The sequence below is a fragment of the Pelobacter seleniigenes DSM 18267 genome, assembly GCF_000711225.1.
Lineage (GTDB): Bacteria > Desulfobacterota > Desulfuromonadia > Desulfuromonadales > Geopsychrobacteraceae > Seleniibacterium > Seleniibacterium seleniigenes.
In genome coordinates, this window is sequence record NZ_JOMG01000002.1 from 2221307 (window position 1) to 2240544 (window position 19238).

The 19238-nt window shown below is 55.7% G+C and carries 16 protein-coding genes; all 16 read right to left on the minus strand.

The window, feature by feature from the left end; all coding sequences use genetic code 11:
* Positions 1–163: 163 nt before the first annotated feature.
* Entirely contained in the window at positions 164–985 is an 822-nt protein-coding gene (gene ehuA, locus N909_RS0113015; protein ID WP_029915781.1) for an ectoine/hydroxyectoine ABC transporter ATP-binding protein EhuA, read from the minus strand.
* A complete protein-coding gene (ehuD, locus tag N909_RS0113020; RefSeq protein ID WP_029915783.1) occupies positions 982–1656 on the minus strand; it encodes an ectoine/hydroxyectoine ABC transporter permease subunit EhuD in 675 nt (224 codons plus the stop codon). Before ehuD ends, ehuA begins: the two co-directional genes overlap by 4 nt.
* Before the next feature lie 3 nt (positions 1657–1659).
* Entirely contained in the window at positions 1660–2325 is a 666-nt protein-coding gene (gene ehuC, locus N909_RS0113025; RefSeq protein WP_029915786.1) for an ectoine/hydroxyectoine ABC transporter permease subunit EhuC, read from the minus strand.
* A 270-nt stretch (positions 2326–2595) separates the two neighbouring features.
* Complete coding sequence (locus N909_RS0113030; protein ID WP_211253951.1) at positions 2596–3477, minus strand: transporter substrate-binding domain-containing protein; 882 nt, start codon at positions 3475–3477, stop codon at positions 2596–2598.
* A gap of 261 nt (positions 3478–3738) precedes the next feature.
* Positions 3739–3933 carry a 30S ribosomal protein S21 gene (rpsU, locus tag N909_RS0113035; RefSeq protein ID WP_029915791.1) on the minus strand — a complete coding sequence of 65 codons (195 nt, stop codon included), beginning with the start codon at positions 3931–3933 and terminating at the stop codon, positions 3739–3741.
* Positions 3934–3964: 31 nt separating this feature from the next.
* Entirely contained in the window at positions 3965–4804 is an 840-nt protein-coding gene (gene ablB, locus N909_RS0113040; protein ID WP_029915793.1) for a putative beta-lysine N-acetyltransferase, read from the minus strand.
* Positions 4794–6113: a lysine 2,3-aminomutase gene (gene kamA / locus N909_RS0113045; RefSeq protein WP_029915795.1), complete on the minus strand. Its 1320-nt coding sequence runs from the start codon at positions 6111–6113 to the stop codon at positions 4794–4796. The genes ablB and kamA overlap by 11 nt, the downstream gene beginning before the upstream one ends.
* 588 nt (positions 6114–6701) lie before the next feature.
* The gene (locus N909_RS0113050; protein ID WP_051689744.1) at positions 6702–7232 is read right to left on the minus strand and encodes a MarR family winged helix-turn-helix transcriptional regulator; all 531 of its coding nucleotides are present in this window, start codon (positions 7230–7232) and stop codon (positions 6702–6704) included.
* Positions 7233–7407: 175 nt separating this feature from the next.
* A complete protein-coding gene (locus N909_RS0113055; RefSeq protein WP_425415853.1) occupies positions 7408–8763 on the minus strand; it encodes a tetrathionate reductase family octaheme c-type cytochrome in 1356 nt (451 codons plus the stop codon).
* A 440-nt stretch (positions 8764–9203) separates the two neighbouring features.
* The gene (locus N909_RS0113060) at positions 9204–11483 is read right to left on the minus strand and encodes a DNA translocase FtsK (protein WP_029915802.1); all 2280 of its coding nucleotides are present in this window, start codon (positions 11481–11483) and stop codon (positions 9204–9206) included.
* Positions 11484–11705: 222 nt separating this feature from the next.
* Positions 11706–13385 (minus strand): ribonuclease J, encoded by a 1680-nt coding sequence (locus N909_RS0113065; RefSeq protein ID WP_029915803.1) that lies wholly within the window; start codon positions 13383–13385, stop codon positions 11706–11708.
* Between the two features lies 1 nt (position 13386).
* The gene (locus N909_RS23855) at positions 13387–14091 is read right to left on the minus strand and encodes a lysophospholipid acyltransferase family protein (protein ID WP_029915805.1); all 705 of its coding nucleotides are present in this window, start codon (positions 14089–14091) and stop codon (positions 13387–13389) included.
* Between the two features lie 248 nt (positions 14092–14339).
* A complete protein-coding gene (locus N909_RS0113080; protein ID WP_029915808.1) occupies positions 14340–14705 on the minus strand; it encodes a DUF1667 domain-containing protein in 366 nt (121 codons plus the stop codon).
* Positions 14699–15934 (minus strand): NAD(P)/FAD-dependent oxidoreductase, encoded by a 1236-nt coding sequence (locus tag N909_RS0113085; RefSeq protein ID WP_029915810.1) that lies wholly within the window; start codon positions 15932–15934, stop codon positions 14699–14701. The genes N909_RS0113080 and N909_RS0113085 overlap by 7 nt, the downstream gene beginning before the upstream one ends.
* The gene (locus N909_RS0113090; RefSeq protein WP_029915812.1) at positions 15924–17399 is read right to left on the minus strand and encodes an NAD(P)/FAD-dependent oxidoreductase; all 1476 of its coding nucleotides are present in this window, start codon (positions 17397–17399) and stop codon (positions 15924–15926) included. Before N909_RS0113090 ends, N909_RS0113085 begins: the two co-directional genes overlap by 11 nt.
* A gap of 20 nt (positions 17400–17419) precedes the next feature.
* On the minus strand, positions 17420–18700 hold the full coding sequence (locus N909_RS0113095) for a nickel pincer cofactor-dependent isomerase, group 22 (protein ID WP_029915814.1): 1281 nt from the start codon (positions 18698–18700) through the stop codon (positions 17420–17422).
* Between the last annotated feature and the right edge of the window lie 538 nt (positions 18701–19238).

Sequence of the window (19238 nt, forward strand, 5' to 3'; positions counted from 1 at the left end):
ATAAGGCGATCCCAATAAAATGATTGGGAGGTGATATGGGGGAGAATTAAGTCGAATTGATCAATCTTTATTGGGTGTCAGTTTGATTTTTAACAGAGGCGATACATTATGCAACAACAGTAAAACATTATTTTACTTTATTTAGGGATAGTTTATCAATCACTTAACCGGCTTCAAATACTGCGCTGAGGAATTGCTGAGTTCGTTCTTTCTGTGGGTTGTCAAAAAGTTGGTCCGGAGTCCCTTGTTCCTCGATGCTGCCATCGTAGAAAAAGCAGACCCGGTCGGAAATTTCCCTGGCGAACCCCATCTGATGGGTCACCATCAACATGGTCAGGTTGTGCTTGTCAACCAGTTTGCGAATGACCTGGGTCACCTCTCCGATCACTTCGGGGTCAAGTGCCGAAGTCACTTCATCAAACAACATCACTTTTGGGCGCATGGCAAGGGACCGGGCAATGGCGACCCGTTGCTGTTGTCCCCCGGATAATCGCGAAGGGTGTTCATGAGCCTTTTCAAGCATGCCGACCATGTCGAGAAGTTCTTCGGCGCGTTCTGTGGCCGCTTTTTTCTTAAGCCCTAGGACTTGGATCGGGGCTTCAATGCAATTTTCCAGCGCGGTCATATGAGGGAACAGGTTGAAATGTTGAAAGCACATGCCAATGTTGGCACGCTGACGGCGCAGGTATCTTTTATCGGCACGAACCAGCGCCCCGTTTTTTTCCATGTGAGTCAGCGGCTCGCCATCAACGTAAATGACACCGCCATCAATCTTTTCCAAGGTCATCAGCATGCGCAGGACCGTTGTCTTGCCCGAACCGGATGGCCCGATAATCGTGACCATTTCACCCTCGGCAACATCAAGTTGGAGGGAGTCGAGGACAACGAGGTCTCCGTAGCGTTTGGTCACGTTGTGAAAGCGGACCATGGGGGCGTCAGTACCGTTCAAGTGTAAGGGATATGCTATTTTTTGCTGGGGAGTCATGATGTCCTCAATCCGAGTTTTTGGCGTATATGAGTTTCCGCTCTGCGCAGCAGAGAGGCGGTCGGCAGGGATATCGCCAGAAAGATAATCCCGACCAGGGTATAGGGTTCCAGAAATCGGTAGCTCTCCGACCCGATGGAATTGGCCGTATGCATCAGTTCTGCAACACCGATGACCGAAAGCATCGGAGTATCTTTGAAAATGCCGACCAAGTAGTTGCCCATGCCGGCAAAGGCCGGGGGGATGGCCTGCGGAAGAATGATTTTCTTATATGTCCGAAGCGGACTTAAATTCAGAGACACGGCGGCCTCCCATTGACCTTTGGGGACCGCATCAATACCGGCCCGATAGACTTCCGACAAGTAGGAAGCGTAATGCAGGCCGATGGCAATCATTCCTGCCGACCAGGGGGAGAGGCGCAGGCCGAATTGCGGTCCGACATAGAAGACAAAGAAAATTTGTAGGACCAACGGGGTTGAGCGGATGAATTCGACCAACTCACGCACCGTCAGGGTCAAAAAATGAAAGCGCGTCCTTTGGGAAAGGGCAAAAATCAGGCCCAGGACAACAGCGATTCCATAGCCGAACCCGGCAGCCAGTAAGGTGTTGCCCGTTGCTTCCAGCAAGCGGGGAAAAATATTCCAGACAAAATCCCATTTCCAGTCAAACATGGATCACACCTTTCCGAGCTTCCGCTTCATAACGCGTTCAAGCCATCTCATGAACGGGGTCAGCAACCCCCGTGCCAGCAGATAGTAAATCACCAGCGCGGTGCCGAAAACTTGCGCCGACAGGAACGTCGAGCCATTGATCTGTTTGGCTTCGAACATCAGGTCAGAGACCGAAATCAAAGACACCAGAGCGGTTCCTTTAAGCAGTTCAATCAGCAGGTTGCCCCATGGCGGCAGCATATTAAGGAGAGCTTGTGGAAAGATGATGCGAAGCATGCGTTGTCGCGGCGACATGTTCAGGGCCAGAGCCGCTTCCCATTGTCCTCGTGGTACGGAAAGAATTCCGCCACGGACCAACTCGGCACCATAGGCGCCAAGATTCATGCCCACCGCCAAAAATCCGGCGGTGAATTTGTCCAAGGTCAGGCCAAACAGGGGGAGGACAAAAAAGATCCAGTAAAGTTGTACCAGGAGTGAGGTGCCGCGAAATATTTCGATATAGGTCGTGGCCGTCCCGTAAATCAGTCGATTGCTGGAAAGACGCATCAGACCGGCCGCCAAGGCAATTGCAATGGCAACCAGGGAAGCCAGTATGGTCTGGAGAACGGTCGTTACCGAGCCGTCGAGCAGGCGGGGGCCATAGTCAATAATGAATTTTTGATAGGTCATGATTCTGATATCCCTGGTGTTGTCTTTATAAAAACAAAACTTCAGGATATGCCCTTAATGATGAAAGGCAACCCGTGTAGCCACTTGCTCTCGACAGGATTGTTCCGTGGTGATTGAGAGCCCTGCAGTTCTTCTGGCGGCCGGATTTCGCGCGGAATGTGGAAGAGTCGACCACAAAAAAAGAGTACAGCTTCCGGTAGAAAAGTGACTTCAATTGTTGCCTGAAATAACGCTGCGGGTATTGAAACAATACCCGCAGCAGGTTCCGTCTCAGCGGTTTTTACAAACCCAGGCGGTTGTGACTTCACCGGGGAGTTGATTTTTGGTGTATCCGTATTGTTCAACCGTTTTCAGCATTTTTGCCGAACCGAGATATTTTTTCTGGGCTGCATTGAACCTTTTCAGGAAGTCGCGATCCGCTTCGCGAAAGCCAATGCCAACGTAAGCCAGGGTCCACTCAGGCAAGGCCGAGGGATTGGTGACATCCACGGCATTTCCGGATTCTTTGGCCAGATTCAACGCGGTAAAATAGGTCATGCCCCCCGCATCGGCCCGGCCCGCTTTGACAGCAGCGAGAATTTCGGTGGGGCCGGGGACCGTCATGATGTTATTTTCGGCAACGCCTTCTTTTTTGGCCGCTTCAATGGTGTTATAGCCGGCACCGGTGACCAGCATGGCATTTTTGTTTTTGATGTCCTGGTAATTCTGTATTCCTTTGGGGTTCCCTTTGGCAACGATGAAAGCGTCGCCGAATTTCCCCATTGGTTCGGAGAATGCGATGTTTTGACAACGACTGTTGAGAATATACATACCGCCGGTGATGATATCGAAACGATTGGCTTTTAAACCCGGAATCAGGCCGCCCCATTCAGTGACGACCGGCTCGATATTGGTGTAACCCATCTCCTTGAGCACGCCCAACGTGTAGGCATTGACAAAGCCGAGCGGCTTGTTGTTTTCACCGGGATAGGCCCAGGGAACTTCATTTGCAAAACCGATACGAATGGTCTTGCCGGCGTCGATTCTGTCCATCAAAGGGCCGGCCTGGGCAGGCCCCGCCTGAATGAAGAGCAGGGTAAAACCGAGCAGGATCAGTGCTCCTGGGTTTGACAACTTATTTTTTAATTGTAAGTACATATTTTGCATAAACATATTTATTCCTCCTTCAGCTGAAAATCTTTGGTCAGTGGTTCGCGAACTGTGGCTTTGAACGGCAAAAGTGATCGGCCTGATTAATGGTCTTGCCGCAAGAGCAGACCCAGGTGTTTTCGCGTCCCTGTCGCGCGGCGTCTTAACTGCTGCCCCATGATGGGCCCAGGATCATGTTGTCATGCCATGATGACAGTGCAAGAGGGTCTCCCCCCCGAGACGACTCGTTGCTGTTCGGATTGGCACGGGTCGGTCCGCGACTCCTCAACGATTGGCCAGTCTTTTCATTTTTTTTCGCAGGCGGCGCTGCGATTCCTTGGCCTTGCGGCGCCGTTTGATGCTGGGCTTTTCATAAAATTTACGATTGCGTATTTCTCTGAACAGACCGTCTTGCTGCAGTTTCCGTTTCAAGACTTTGACGGCTTTGTTGATGTCACCATCAAAAACTCGGATTTCCATAGAATGTTCTCCGTCTCTGTCGGGTTATTGGTCAGGGTAAGTGTTTGTACCAGACATTCATGCTTTCCAGACCGCCGGATATCTGGGTATTTCTGATCAGGGTGCCGCTGAAACGATAGCCGTTTGCGGCAAAGCAGATATTCATTCCGTAGGATGTCGCCCGGGCAATGGTGTAACAGGTTGTGATCCCGATTTGTGCCATCTCGTGTTCCAATTGTTGGAGAAGATGGTTGGCCAGCCCGCAGCCGCGCCACTCCGGGAGGGTGGCAAAATCGGTCAACTCGGCATTGCTCCCTTGTTCATCCATTTCGGCTGAGGCCAGGGCCACCAGCTGCCCGGTGTGCCAGATGCCGATGTAGTGCAGATTGGCAGCCATGGTGTCGGCAAGATAGTCCGGATTGTGAATTGCGAAAGGATAGCTGGCAAACACCTTGCGGTAGAGGCGGGCCATCTCTTCACTGTCTGCGGGCGTTGTTGTGCGGCAGTCGCAGTCCGGCGGCAAGGTTACGCCAACCGTGGAGCCTGCCTTGTGCCGGGCGGCAGCGAGGACCTGGCGGACCTGCTCGGCGGCCGGGTCTTTGCTGCGGTCCGGGTCAAAATAGCGGGCCATGAAGTATGCGTCATCCCTGCCTCGGTAGAAACCGGGAATCTTGGCTTCAACCCGGTAGCCGTTCTGTTCAAAGCCCGCCCTGGCGTAAGCCGGAACCTTGACAAAGGCTTTCGAATAGTCGTTTTGATCAGCCAGATCCGCGATCTCCGAAACGATTTCCGGGAAATCGCGGCGGTCGAGCTTCATCAGGTAAACCCGGTTGCTGGCCGGGCCATGCTGCACTTCGGAACGGCCGATCTGCTCAATCAGGTCATGACTCATCACGGCGCTCCAATCTCTGGTTCCCGGCCGGGGTCAGACTGATTGCCTCGTCAAAGTCCGAAAGCAGTTTTTCAATGCCGGTGGCGTCTTTTTCCTGCCCCTCATCAAGTTTCAATTGCAGATCACAGCGTTCGCAGTTGCGATCGCAGAACTTGGTTTCGTAGCTATTCGGTTCCTGGTAGGTGGTAATCACCCCTTCGTAATTGCGTAGCACGACCTTGTTGGTCGACAGTGAGATCAGATAGTTGGGATTCAAGGGGATTTTACCGCCGCCGCCGGGGGCATCAATGACATAGGTTGGCACCGAGAACCCGCTGGTATGGCCGATCAGCCCTTCCATGATTTCGATCCCTTTCCCCACCGGGGTACGGAAGTGCGAGAGCCCTTCGGACAGGTCGCATTGATAAAGGTAGTAAGGGCGGACCCGGTTGGCGACCAGTTTATGGACCAGCGATTTGATAATTCGCTGGCAGTCGTTGACCCCGGCCAGCAGCACGGACTGATTGCCAAGGGGAATTCCTGCATCCGCCAGCTTGCGCAGGGCAAGCCGCGCTGATTTGGTCATCTCCCGAGGGTGATTGAAATGGGTGTTCAGCCAGACCGGGTGGTGCTTTTTCAGCATGGCAACCAGTTCATCAGTGATCCGGTAGGGCAGCACCACCGGCATTCTTGAACCGATGCGAATCACCTGAACATGTTCGATCTTGCGCAGTTCGGTGAGAATCCAGTCCAGGTAGGCGTCGTTGAGCATCAGCGGGTCGCCGCCAGAGAGCAGCACATCACGCACCTCAGGGGCATTTTGAATGTATTCGAGGCCGGCGCGCAGTTGCTCCCGGTCCGGGATCGAGTCGACATCGCCGACCTTGCGTTTGCGCGTGCAGTGGCGGCAATACATGGCGCAGACATTGCTGACATGGAACAGAACCCGGTCCGGGTAGCGGTGCGTGATACCCGGGGCGGGGCTGTCTTTATCTTCAGCCAGGGGGTCGGCCATATCGCATTTATCGATTTCCAGTTCCTGGGGATCGGGGAACGCCTGACGGAAGACCGGATCGTTGCGGAAATCGTTGCGATCAATAAGAGACAGATAATAGGGGGTGACCCGCAACGGAAATTTTTTCAAGGTCAAGGCGACCTTCCGGCGCTCCAGCGGATCGAGGCGGATATTCAGCAAGGTTTCAAAGGTTTCAACCCTGGTGATGGAATGTTTCAGCTGCCAGTGCCAGTCGGTCCATTTGGATGCGACAAAGCGGTCTTCGCTGCTTAAATGTTCGGCTATTTTTTGTTGGGCATTGGAAAAATGAGTCATGATTGGTTACTTTTCAGCTCCTGTACAGAGTCCTCAGGGTAACAGCAGACAAGGTTGGTCGCCTGTAGCTGGCTGTGAACATCGGTGACATTGAATCTGTTGACGCCGCAGTGGTGCGTGCGGCCGGGGTCGGGCGGTAGCCATACCGGGGACATGATTTGTTGTTTTTAGAAGAGTCTCATGCTTTCGTCTTTCGATTGGGGATGGTTTATATGGAAATAAATTGATGATAGAAATATTTGTAATAAAATGATTCGAATACGAATTAGTTTAGTGCAAACAAACCAATCTGTCAAGTTGGGCAGAGAAGCCGCTGTGCCGGGAGCTGTTCAAACGGGAAGAAACAAGAACCTGCGGTTCGGGAAATCGAGAGAGTTGTGGAGGTGGATAGTTAGTTTTCATCCGGAAACAGCCTTTTTCCGCTGTGGCGGTGTCAATCTGCGGGTTTTCTTGTGCGGCGTAAAGGACTACCCCTCCGCGCAACCCCTTGATTTTCTTGCCACAACGAAAAATTTCTCGTTTCCAATCTGAACACTTATGCGTTGGGAGCCGGGAAGGCAAGTGCAAAAGAGCGGTTTGGCCGGGGACTCAGGCTGATCTGTCGGTCAAGGGGCCTGTTTCCAGGATCGGCGCCGCGCCGATATGACGGGCTTCCATAAGATCGACCAGCTTTTCAAGGGCGAGGGTGATGGAGACCTGCTCTATTTCAGAGAGCTCTCCCAAGGCTGCGGAGAGGGTCTCCTGCAGCATGGACGGGGCCGCTTCGATGAGCTCTGCTCCACTTGGGGTGATGGCGATATGCACCTGGCGGCGGTCCTTGCTGTCCCGATTGCGGGTGACCAGATTCTTTTCTTCAAGGCGGTCGATGATCCCAACGACCGTACTGGGGCTGAGATAAACTTTTTTAGCCAGATTCGCGCTGGTCATGGGACCATCGTCCCTGATGGTGGTCAGGCAACTCAGCTGGGGCCCGGTGATTTTGTACTGGGTGGTCAGCTTGTGCGAGTGCAGGTCGATGGCGCGGATGACCCGCCGCAATGCCTGCATGATGCGCAGGTCGTAGCTTGCTTCCGGGATCAGGGTTCCTTGATTGGTCGTGTTGGTCTTGGTCGCGCTCATCTTCTGTGTCCCGGAATGCTGTTTCGCAGGTTTATGTTGGAGCTGCCATGATAGCTGTCCCATGCCGGTCCGACAAGGGCTTAAATGAAGAGGAGCACCCTGGCCAACGTCAGGGTGCTCCTGCAAGGTTGCGGACAACGTCCGGCAAAGACGTTATCCCGGTGTGAGGTTGGACTTACCGGGTTCGGGCAAATTCGGGGTTCTGCAGCGGGTCTCCCTGGTAGCCGAGTTTGCCCCAGTCCAGGCGGCCGTTGTCGCCGTGACAATCGAGGCAATCCAGAGCCTGGGCCGCGGGGGAGACCATGTGGTTGATGCGCCAGTACATGATGGTCGGGGCAAACCCGTATTCTCCGCTGAACTTCAGACCATTGGCTTTGGCTCCCTGCTCAGCCGCCTGCTTCCAGTCGAAGGTCTTCCAGTAGCCGCCTTTGCCAAACACTTTGGGCGGAATAAAGTACATGTTTTTCGTATCGTAGATCTGTTTCCCCGTATGGATCTTGAACGGGTAAATTTTGGCCTTCAGGTCGCTTCGCTCGCCGATGGGGTAGTTCAGTGCCGTTGTGGTGGCGGGATTGATTTTGTCGCCGAATTGATAGGCGCCGGCACTGCCGTTATACCAGGCATAGGTCGGGACGATATTTTTGCCCCAGGTGAAGGAGCCCTTTTTCTTCATATAGGTCGGTTTGCCGTACTGGTCTTTTTCCCCTTTGATATCCTGGCCGGCCGTGGACCAGTCCCAGGAGGTTTTGGTCGGAACCTCTTTGGCAAAGGTCGGGATATGGCAGGTCTGGCAGGCAACCGTATCGAGATGTTGATTGAGGATCGATTCACTGTGGACCTTATCGCCATGACAACTGGTGCAGCCGATATGGTTCTGTCCTTTGGGGGAGACCACCATGGCCTGACCGCTGATGTTATGGTCCTTCGTTTCATGACAGCCGGCGCAGGTGAAGTTATTGCCGTCAGCAGCCATGTGGACATCGAGGTTGCGGGTGGGGAAATCGATGCTCGAATCGAGATCCCCGTGTTTGACGGCGTCGCCGCCGCCGCCAAAGAAGTGACAGGTGCCACAGGTCTGGCGTGAGGTCTTGCCGACATTGCGGGCGACGTAAAGCAGATCGACTTCCCCGGCGGGAAGCCCGGCATCCGTGGGGGTTTTCTTATAACTGCCGGTGCTGTCATGACAGACAAGGCAGTCAACTTTGGAGGAATCGGTCAAATCGAAACTGCTGTCTTTCCAGCCATAACCGATATGACAGCTGGTGCAGCGTGGCTCATTGGATTTAACGGCGATACAGAAATTATTGATGGAGTTGATCTTGCCGCGGTCGATTTTTTTGCCGGCAAAGTCCTGCTCCATGCTCCAGGTCCAATGGCTGGTTTTCATGATGTGATCAGCCGCGTCCTGATGGCATTCAAGACAGGCTTTGGTCACCTCCGGACCGCTGTTCAGCGGGCCTTCGATGAAAGAGTGGTCGGTGGCAGCTGCGCTACCGACCCAGAGCAGGGGCAGCAGGCAAGCGAACAGCATTCCAGTGAGTTTCCTCATCGTGGTTCTCCCATACAGTTAAAAGTTGCAGTCATCAAGGATTTTCAAGTAATCCCAAAGCGGCGGCAAACGGTGATCTTGCAATAGATCAATAAGCAAAGCCGGAACCCGGCCTGGATATGGTGTATTGGATCATCTTTATATATGGAAGATAAAATCACATAATTAGTGAGGGTATATCAGGGACGGGGCTGATGCAATAGAAATCTAACCAAAAGGTAATTTTTAACCAGCTGAAAAATATAACTTTTCTGTCAACTTTGAAAGGGGCGAAGCTGAGTTGAGTGGCGGATAATTGGTGGTGTGAACTGTTTAACGGAGTCGGCAAATGAATGAACAATGGGCAGTCGGTTACGGGGCTTTTGTTTTGGGCAGCTGAAAAAACAGCCCGGAAGCTTCTCCTTTCCGGGCTGTGGTCAGGCTCATTCCATTTTTCTGGCCAGGACTTCGCGGGGCTTACCGCTGCCGTCCGAGGGGCCGACAATCCCTTCGGTCTCCATGCGCTCGATCATTCTGGCGGCGCGGTTGTAACCGACCCGCAGGCGGCGCTGGAGCATGGAAATGGACGCCTGGCGAGTGTCGGTGACAATTTTCAACGCTTCGTCCCAGCGCTCGTCATACTCTTCTTCGCCGTCCTCGGCGCCGTTTGCCGCGGGCGGTGCCTGGAGAATCGATTTGTCGTATTCCGGTTGCCCCTGTTTGGAGAGAAAGTCAACCACCCGCTGGACTTCCAGTTCCGAAACAAACGCCCCGTGGACGCGTTGCAGGTAGCCGACCCCCGGCGGCAGAAAGAGCATGTCGCCCATGCCAAGCAGGGCTTCGGCTCCCATGGAGTCGAGGATGGTACGCGAATCGGTACGCGAGAAGACCTTGAATGAGATCCGGGTCGGGAAGTTGGCTTTGATCAGACCGGTAATGACATCGACGCTGGGTCGCTGGGTGGCCAGGATCAGGTGGATGCCGGCAGCCCGGGCCATTTGAGCCAGACGGGCGATGGATTCTTCGATCTCCCGGCCGGCAACCATCATCAGGTCGGCCAACTCGTCGACAATGACGACGATATAGGGCAGGTGACCATGGTCGAGCTCCTGTTCCGCTTCGGGAATGACCATGTCTTCCAGCCCCGGTTCCAGTATGTCCTCGGCCGGATCCGGTTCCGGGGGAAGGTTTTCGGCTTCTTTCAACTCTTTGGCAAGCTTGCGGTTATAGCCGTCGATATTCCGCACCCCTTTATCGGCCATGAGCTGGTAGCGACGTTCCATTTCCCGAACCGCCCAGGCCAGGGCCAGGGCAGCTTTTTTCGGGTTGGTCACCACCGGCAGGAGCAGGTGGGGAATGCCTTCGTAAATGGACAGCTCGAGCATCTTCGGATCGATCATGATCAGCCGCACGTCGTCCGGGGTTCCCCGATACAGCAGCGAAAGGATCATGGTGTTGATGGACACGGATTTCCCGCTGCCGGTCGAGCCGGCCACCAGCAGGTGCGGCATTTTGGCCAGGTCCGAAACAACCACTTGGCCGAAGATATCCTTGCCCAGCGCCATGGGCAGTCTCCCGCCATTGCGCTGAAAGGCCTCCGAATCGATGATTTCCTTAAGGTAGACGGTTTCGCGGTCCTTGTTGGGGATTTCGATACCGACCACGCCGCGGCCGGGGATCGGCGCCACAATGCGGATCGAGACCGCTTGCAGAGCCATGGCCAGGTCATCCTGCAGATTGGAGATCTTGTTGACCTTGACCCCGGGAGCCGGGGCAAATTCGTACATGGTGACAACCGGGCCGGGTTTGACTTCGACCACGTCCCCTTCGACGCCGAAATCGAGGAGTTTCTTTTCCAGCATCCGGGCGGCCATGGTCAGGCTTTCGCGGTCGATGGGTTTTTGTTCTCCGCCGTCATGTTCCAACAGGGCGATCCCCGGTCGATGGTAGGTTCCACTCGGTTCCAGAAAGGCAAAGGCGACCTGGTTTTCTTCCTCTTTCTGGGTCCGGCTTTGCTTTTTACTTTTCTGGGGTTTGGCCTCAATGAGCCGGCGCGGTTCCGGGGTGCTGATGGACGGGGCTTTGATTTCGATCAGCTTTTTCTCTTTCTGGCGCAGCTCAGCGCGGGCTTTGCTGGCTTCGCGACGCAGTTCGAGGCGTCTGCCAAAGCGCTCCAGAATCCCGTCGATGAACAGCACCAGGGAAAAGCGGGTGGAGAGGATCAGTGCCACCAGGAAAAAGACGATCAGGACGATAGCGGCCCCGCCCAGGTTGAGATAACGTGCCAGCAACTGGACCAGCACCCGGCCGATGGCGCCGCCGGCTTCATTGATCCGGCTGCCGAAGACGGAGACTGAAGACAGGTCGAGAGCTAGCAGTCCGCCCAGGGAGATCTGCAGCAGCAGGAAGGCGATGAGCCTGGTCGTGCGGAAATGAACTTCCCTGAATTTCAACCAGCGCCAGGCCAGGTGCAGGCAGCCCAGGGGCCAGAGCAGAGCGGTCAGCCCGAAGGCCTGATAGAGCAGATCCGCCAGATGGGCGCCGAACACGCCGATCAGATTATGAATCCGCTCCGGGTTGAGGTTATTGTTGAAAGACGGATCGTCGTTGCTGTAGCTGAGCAGGCAGATCAGTAGAAAAATCCCCAGAGCCAGCCAGACCAGGCCGAGAATTTCCTTCTGCATGCGACTTGCTGTTGAGACTTCCGGGATGTCTTTGTTCATGGCTCTTTCTTTACCCATAGGCGTTGCTTTTCATTTCTGGAAACATACTCCCCTGTTGTGACAGATAATGTCAGGGCAGAGCATAGATTGATAATAGCGGCACCGGCCAGTATACAATAAAGATTAAACCGTTCTTTTTCAAGCGGGGGGTGTCCCCTTTGCTTGTTCGGCCGGGTCGGGCGGTTCGCTTGCTCTGCCTTCAGGCCCTCGTCCTTGACGCGTTTATAATTCCAGAATCAGCGGCAAAATCAAGGGGCGGCGGGCAATCTGCCGGTTGAACAGGCGGCGCAGGGTCTTGCGGACCTCGACGCGCAGCTCTTCCCAATCGCTGAGCATCTCCAGGCTGTATTCTCCAAGCAGGTCACAGACGACCTGCCTGGCCTCGTTCAACAGTTCACTACTCTCGCCGTTTTCTTCCGGAACAAACCCTTTGGTGAAGATTTCCGGACCCTGCACAATGCTGCCGGTCGACTGGTTGATGGCGAGCATGACAATGACCACGCCATGATGGGCGAGGTGGCGGCGGTCGCGCAGCTCCATGGTGCCGACATCGCCGATCCCTTTGCCGTCGACAAACACCCGGCCGCTTTCAAAGGGCTCACCCAACTGCATTTCCGTCGAGGTCAGTTCCAAACTTTGTCCGTTTTCCAGGACCAGGGTGTTTTCCGGCGCCATCCCCATTTCGACGGCGAGCTGGCAGTGTTTGACGAGGTGGCGATATTCGCCATGCACCGGAACGAAGAACTTCGGTTTGACCAGGCTGTGAATCAGCTTCAATTCCTCCTGGCCGGCATGGCCGGAGACATGAATTTCGCTGGTTTTCTCATAAAAGACTTCGGCGCCGCGGCGGTAGAGGTTGTTGATCAGGTCGCTGATCGCTTTTTCATTGCCGGGGATGAATTTGGAGGAAAGGATGACCGTATCGCCTTTCTCCAGTTCGATCTGCTTATGGTCGCCGGTGGCGATCCGCATCAGCGCACTGAGTGGTTCCCCCTGGCTGCCGGTGGTGATGATCAAGACCTGCTCCGGGGGCAACTCGCGCAGATCACGCAGCTCGATGAACTGTTCCTCGGCAATTTTCAGGTAGCCCAGCTGTCGGGCGATGGCGATGTTACTGACCATGCTCCGGCCGTTGACGAGGATTTTGCGACCGGCCAGCAAAGCCGCATCAGCGATCTGCTGGATCCGGTGAATATTTGAGGAAAAGGTCGCGACAATGACCCGCCGTTGACACCGGGGGATGATCTCGTCGAGGACTTTGCCGACGGTCTTTTCAGACAGGGTAATGCCTTCATTTTCAACATTGGTCGAATCCGCCAGCAGCAGCAGGACTCCCTCCTCGCCGGCTTCGGCGAGCTTGGCCAGGTCGGTGTTCTCACCGTCCACCGGGGTCGGATCGATCTTGAAATCGCCGGTATGGACCAGGGTGCCGATGGGAGTGCGGACGATCAGGCCGATACCGTCGACGATGGAGTGGGCGGCCCGATACGGTTCGATGTCGAAGGGTTTGAGGGCAATTTTCTGGCGCGGTCTGATCTGCTCCATGGGGACTTTGCCGTCCAGATCGAATTCCCTGAGTTTACCGCGGAGCAGTCCCAGGGTCAGCCCGGTGCCGTAAATCACCGGTCTGCCGAGCTGTTGCCAAAGAAAGGGGATCGCCCCGATATGATCCTCATGGCCGTGGGTCAGGACCAGGCCGATGATATCGTCATGCCGGCTTTCCAGCATGCTGACGTCGGGCAGGACCAGGTCGATACCGAACATGTAGGCTTCCGGAAACATCAGCCCGCAATCGATGAGCAGGATTTTGCCGCCATATTCGATCCCCAGCATGTTCATGCCGATCTCGCCGAGACCGCCAAAGGGGAGCAGGCGTAATTGCTCGCGGGGTGATTTATTCATTTTACTCAGCTCCTTGCAGGTTGGCGGCAATGCGATCATGAATCTGCCGGGTCAGCGGATCGATGTCCCGGTTTTGCAAATGTTCGGTCGCCAGCGGCGGGGAGATGATCAGCTCCAGCGGCCCGGGGGTAATTTTCAGACTGTCTTTGGACTGCACCCGGAAGCTTCCCTTGATGGTGACCGGAACCACGGGAACCCGGGCTTTAGCCGCCAGGATCAGGGCCCCCTTTTTGAATTCCTGTAAACGACCGTCCGCAGTGCGGGTTCCTTCGGGGAAAATGATCACGGATGCCCCGTCCTTGATCCGCTGGGCCGCAAGGTTGAGGCTTTCCATGGCTTTGCGTCGGTTGGAACGGTCGATGGGGATATAGCCGCAGTATTTCATGGCTGTGCCGAACAGCGGAACTTCAAACAGCTCCTGTTTGGCCAGCCAGCGAAACTGAATCGGCAGGCCGGCATAAAAAATCGGAATGTCAAAATTGCTCTGGTGATTAGACACATAAATGGCCGGGCTCGTGGGCGGGATATTTTCCGCGCCGGTCACTTTGAGTTTCAGCCCGGCCAGCCGCAAACAGGACCGGCCCCAGATAATGCCGACCCGGTGGGCAGCATTCTGTCCGCTCAAAAGAGCACAGAGTAATGCCAGGAGAATCGAGACAAAGGTCCAGGGGAAAAATAGCAGGTAATAGAAACAAGCGCGCAGCACGTCATGCCCTCCGAAAAATATAAACATATCATAATAAAGAGTTATGTGCGATTTCGTCAAATTATTTGCTTGTTCCCCGGTTTTTGCTTTGCTCTGGGCAAGATTCCGGTGCCCGCTGGCGAAGGTCCGCAGGCGGGCGCCGGAAAGCAGCCAGGGCAGCAGGAAAAGAGCGATGAGCTGACAGGAAAAAAACCGAGGGGGCAGAAAACGGTTGTGCTGCGGGGTCTCTTGCGCTTGGTAATACGGATTTAGCCGGTTGCCCGGATTTTTTTGGTGGCGATCAGGTCCGCGCCGGTTCCGGCGACATTCCGTAGCAGAACCTGGCCGATCTGTACCGGGGCGGTGACGCACAGGCGCTTTATTTCGGCCATGGCCGGGAAAATCTCAGCCTTGGGGATCGGCCGGTCAAGACGGACGCTGACCAGCGGGAGGTCGCCGTTTTTGATCAATACCGAGGTGGCAATGTTGCGCAGGGGATTGGCCAGCTCCTGACTGACGTAGTCGACCCCTTTGGGACAGCTATTGCCGGTGATGGCGATAACCAGGTCCTGCTCGACGGTCGCTTCGATATCACAACCGAGCGGGCAGATGATGCAGGTATACTTTTTCAGCATGCTATCCTCACTTCCAGGTCGCCAGCCTCCGCCAGAAGGTCGGCTGCGACCGGGATCTGAATCATTTCCGCAGGCAGGACTTTGCGGAAGGTCTGCGTTGCGATAACCCGTTCATTCTGGCAGATCTGCACTGCACAATTTTGGGCGGGCCGGCTGGGGCGCAGGGAGAGGGTGAAATCCTTCTCGCCGCTGACGCGCTGGGGAACGGTATGGGTGATCGAAGCGTCACCGCGAATGGCCAGTTGCGTACTCTGCGGGCTATGACTGTGCAGATAGGCGGCGATCCCCAGCGCCATCTTTTCGGCTTCGGCAGAAACGAAATCGACCAGATCGTGAACCTGGAGGACATTGCCCGCGACAAAGATGCCGGGGCTGCTGGTCTGATAACTGTCATCGACCAGGGCGCCTTTGGTCCTTTGATCGAGTTCTACACCGGCTTGCAAAGACAGCTCGTTTTCGGGGATCAGGCCGACCGAAAGGATCAGGGTGTCGCAGGGATAGTCTTTTTCGGTTCCGGGGAGCGGCGCGAACTTTTCGTCGACAGCCGCGACCGTGACCCCTTCCAGGCGGGAGCGCCCTTTGATATCGATGATGGTATGATTGAGGAACAGCGGAATATCGTAATCATTGAGGCACTGGGCGATGTTGCGCGGCAGGCCGCTCGGATAGGGCTGGAGTTCGAAAACCGCTTTGACCTGCGCTCCTTCCAGGGTCAGCCGTCGGGCCATGATCAGGCCGATATCGCCGGAACCAAGGATCACCACGTTCTTGCCGGGCATGGTATTCGCCAGGTTGATGTAGGACTGGGCGACGCCGGCGGTGTAAATACCGGCGGGCCGGGTGCCCGGAATGCTGATGGCTCCGCGGGTGCGTTCCCGGCAGCCCATGGTCAGAGCCAGCGCCTCGGCCTGAAATTCGAGCAACCCCTGTTTGGAAACGGCGAGCACTTTTTTATCCGCGGTGATATCAAGGACTGTGACATCGGTCAGATAAGGGATGTGCAGACGGTCGATTTCATCGATAAAGCGCTGGGCGTATTCCGGGCCGCTGAGGGATTCCTTGAAGCGAAGCAGGCCGAAGCCGTCATGGATACATTGGCGCAGAATCCCGCCTAAGTGTTTTTCCCGTTCCAGAATCAGGATATCGGTGACGCCGTTGTGGTAAAGCTCTAACGCTGCCGCCAGTCCGGCCGGTCCACCGCCGATGATGATCACCTGTTTATGCTGCATGATGGTCGTCCTCCCGAACTTTGCCGGTGAACAGGTAGGAGCCGGCATGCTGATAAAGGACCTCCGTCTCTTTGCTCCCCAGGGTTTCCTGGATCAATGCGGCGATGCGGGTTTCACAATAACCGCCCTGACAACGGCCCATGGTCGCCCGGGTCCGGTTTTTAATCCCGGTCACCGTGACCACGCCGAGGGGATTGTTGATGGCGCGGAGGATTTCGGCTTTGGTAATGGTTTCGCAACGGCAGACGATCTCGCCGTAGTTCGGGTCCGCGTTGATCAATGCCTGCTGCCGCTCACGCGGCTGCCCGGCAAACGGGGGAATCCCTCGGCGAACCGGGTTAAAGGATGGATTGGGGGCCAGCTGCTCCCGGTCGCGGATCCTGCCGACCACCCGCCGGGCAATCGGTAAGGCGCAGGTCAGTCCGGGCGATTCGATCCCGATCAGATTGACAATGCCCGGTTTGTCGGCTCTGCTTTCAATCAGGAAATCCAGGACCTCGCCGGTGGCAGGATCAATCCTTTTCCAGCGGGTTCCGGCGAAGTTGCGGATGAAGAAATCGCGCTTGATATGCTTGAACATTTTTGAGCCGTCTGCGATCAAACCCTGCATGTGGTCACGGGTGGCGGCAAAGTCATCCGGATCGTCGGTGAGATAGGAATCCGGGCCGATCAGCACATTGCCGTCGATGGTGGGGGTGGCATGGGTGGAGAAGCCGCCCTTGGCATTGGGGGCCGGATAGACCGGGATGTTCAGGTACTGGCCGGCTTTTTTATCCAGCACAAAATATTCCCCCTTGAACCCTTTGACCTGGTGGCCGCTGATGCCGAGCATTTCGGAAATGGCGACACAGTTCATCCCGGCACAGTTGATGACCCAGCGGGCGGAGAAATGCTGGTTTCCGGCACTGATTCGGTAGCGGCCGGCGCTGTTTTCGATGGCGGTGACTTCGCTGGCAAAGAAAAATTCCGCACCATTGGCGTGAGCATTTTCGGCCAGGGCGATGGTGTACTGCATCGGATTGAGAATCCCGGAAGCGGGGCTGTACATGGCGAACTCACCGCCGGCGCTGGCATCGATCCGGTAGAGGCGGTCCTTGTCGATAATCTCCAGGCCGCGGACTCCGTTGGTCTCTCCAATCTGTTTGAACTTGAGGATATTCCGCAGGTCTTCGTCGTTGAAGCCGACCACGACCTTGCCGGTCCGTTTGAAAGGGACATCCAGTTCCTTGGCGACCTGGTCGAACTCGCGATTGCCTTCAACCGTACATTCGGCCTTGAGGGAGCCGGGTCGATAGGTAAAACCACCGTGCAGCACTCCGGTGTTGCGGCTGGAATTGCCGCAGGCGACATCCAACTCTTTTTCCAGCACGGCGATGCGCAGGCGATAGCGGGACAACTCCCGGGCGACGGCCGAACCGATCACGCCGGCACCGATGATGACCACGTCGTATGATTGTTCTTTCATGAACAGGTTCCTCTGGTAGGTTAAAGCAGGTTTCCCTGGGCGTCGAAAGCCAATTCTTCCGCCGTGCCGATAATATCGATGCGCGGATTGTTCCTGGCTTCGGGCAACAGGTTTTCCGAGATCATGATCTCCCCGATATGCAGGGTGTTTTTGATCCGAATCAGGCGGGCATCGTTATGGTCGATGCCGTAGCAGCCCTTGATCGCCGCCTGAATGGCCAGCCGGTCATTTTCCATGACCAGGGGGATCTTGCAGGATTGCAGCATGCCGTTGGTCAGCGGGTTCGGATAGGTCTCGAAAAAATCGATCTGGTTGAAAAATCGTCTGGTGCAGACATCGGCATTGGTCATACCGTTGGCGTTGCCATGACTTTCCTCGGTCAGGCTGAGCAAGGCCAGACGCTGGGCCAGCGGAGGCATGGCAAAGGTGTCGATATAGTTGCGGCGGATGACGTTCGGATCCATGCCGGTGCCGGCAATATTTTTGCCGGCGGCATCGACAACCAGGACGTCGCAGCCGGGAAAAAGGATCTGCGGCATGTGCTCGCGGCTGATGTCGAGCAGAACCGGTTCCTCGGCCAGGATCTGTTCGGCAGGGATGGCGGCGATCCGGAAGGTCTCGTCATAGGCGTTTTCCAGAATGCCGACGGCAAATAGAATGTTCGCCCGCTGCAAAGCGGTTTCAGCGATCTCCGTGACCCGCACGGGAATATTCGGCACTCCAGCGGCATGGCAGATCTCCGCGCCATCGCGTTTGCCGAGCCCGACTGCGATCATTTTTGCCAGGCCGCTTTCAATTGGGGCGCGAAACGAGGTGTGCTGCTTGATGCGGCCGACGACGATGATGCCATCGGCTTCCTGGGCAAACCGATCGATATGGACCGGCAGCCCGTTCGGGGTGGTGTCGATTTTGACCACCTCCATGGTTGCCCGAATCGGGGCGCCGACCGTTTCTTCCGTGATGCCCAACTCGTAGAGCACCCCGGCCTGCCCCTCAGCAGTGGCTCCGCCATGGCTGCCCATGGCCGGAACGATGAACGGCTGGCCGCCAAGAGCTCTGACCCAGCCGACCAGTTCGCGCAGGATCTCGGGCAAGTTAGCGATGCCGCGACTGCCTGCAGTGATGGCGATGGTGGCGCCGGGGGCAATTCTGGCCGGCAGATTGCGCAGGTCGAGTTGCTGACGCAGGGCCGCCGGGATGTCTGCAATGTGCTCCTGGCAGAACTTCTGGCGGACCCTGATCATCCTGGGCAGGGGGATATGCTGGATAATTTTTTGGACTGCTACATTGGAAGATGCCATGGTGATGATCCTGTAACCTGTCGTTGGCAGAGCTGGTGACCGGCCTTTTGATCCCGAAGTCAGTTCTGCAATTTGCAATTAGGTGAAAAGTTCGCTGCCGGTGCAAAACAGGACTGAATTTATCAGTGACAGGTTGCGCCGCAAGGAACGTTTATTCATAGTATGAATGGTATCTATACATACTATGAGAGAAATCAGCAAGAGCGCTTATCGGGGTTGCGCGGGGGCGTGCCCGGGGACAATAGCAAGCCCTTTTTGTCGTTATGCTGCTGGCAAAAAGGGCTTGTTATGAATGGCGCCCGTTTAAGCAGCTTTGCAGTAAACTCGGGACTGTCCCGGGGGGCATCGGGGGCTGTCCCAAGAGTTTGCGAGCCATGAAAGCTGTAGCGGTTAGCACCGCAAAGACCTGGGACAGCCCCCGTGCGGGGACAGTCCCGGTTTTGCTGCCATCTCCTCCTAAACTAGTGCCTCCGTACGGTTAGTTCTCTATCCCAATTCCGGTCATTTTTGCCGCTGTCTACGTTCTGCCTTCTCGGCT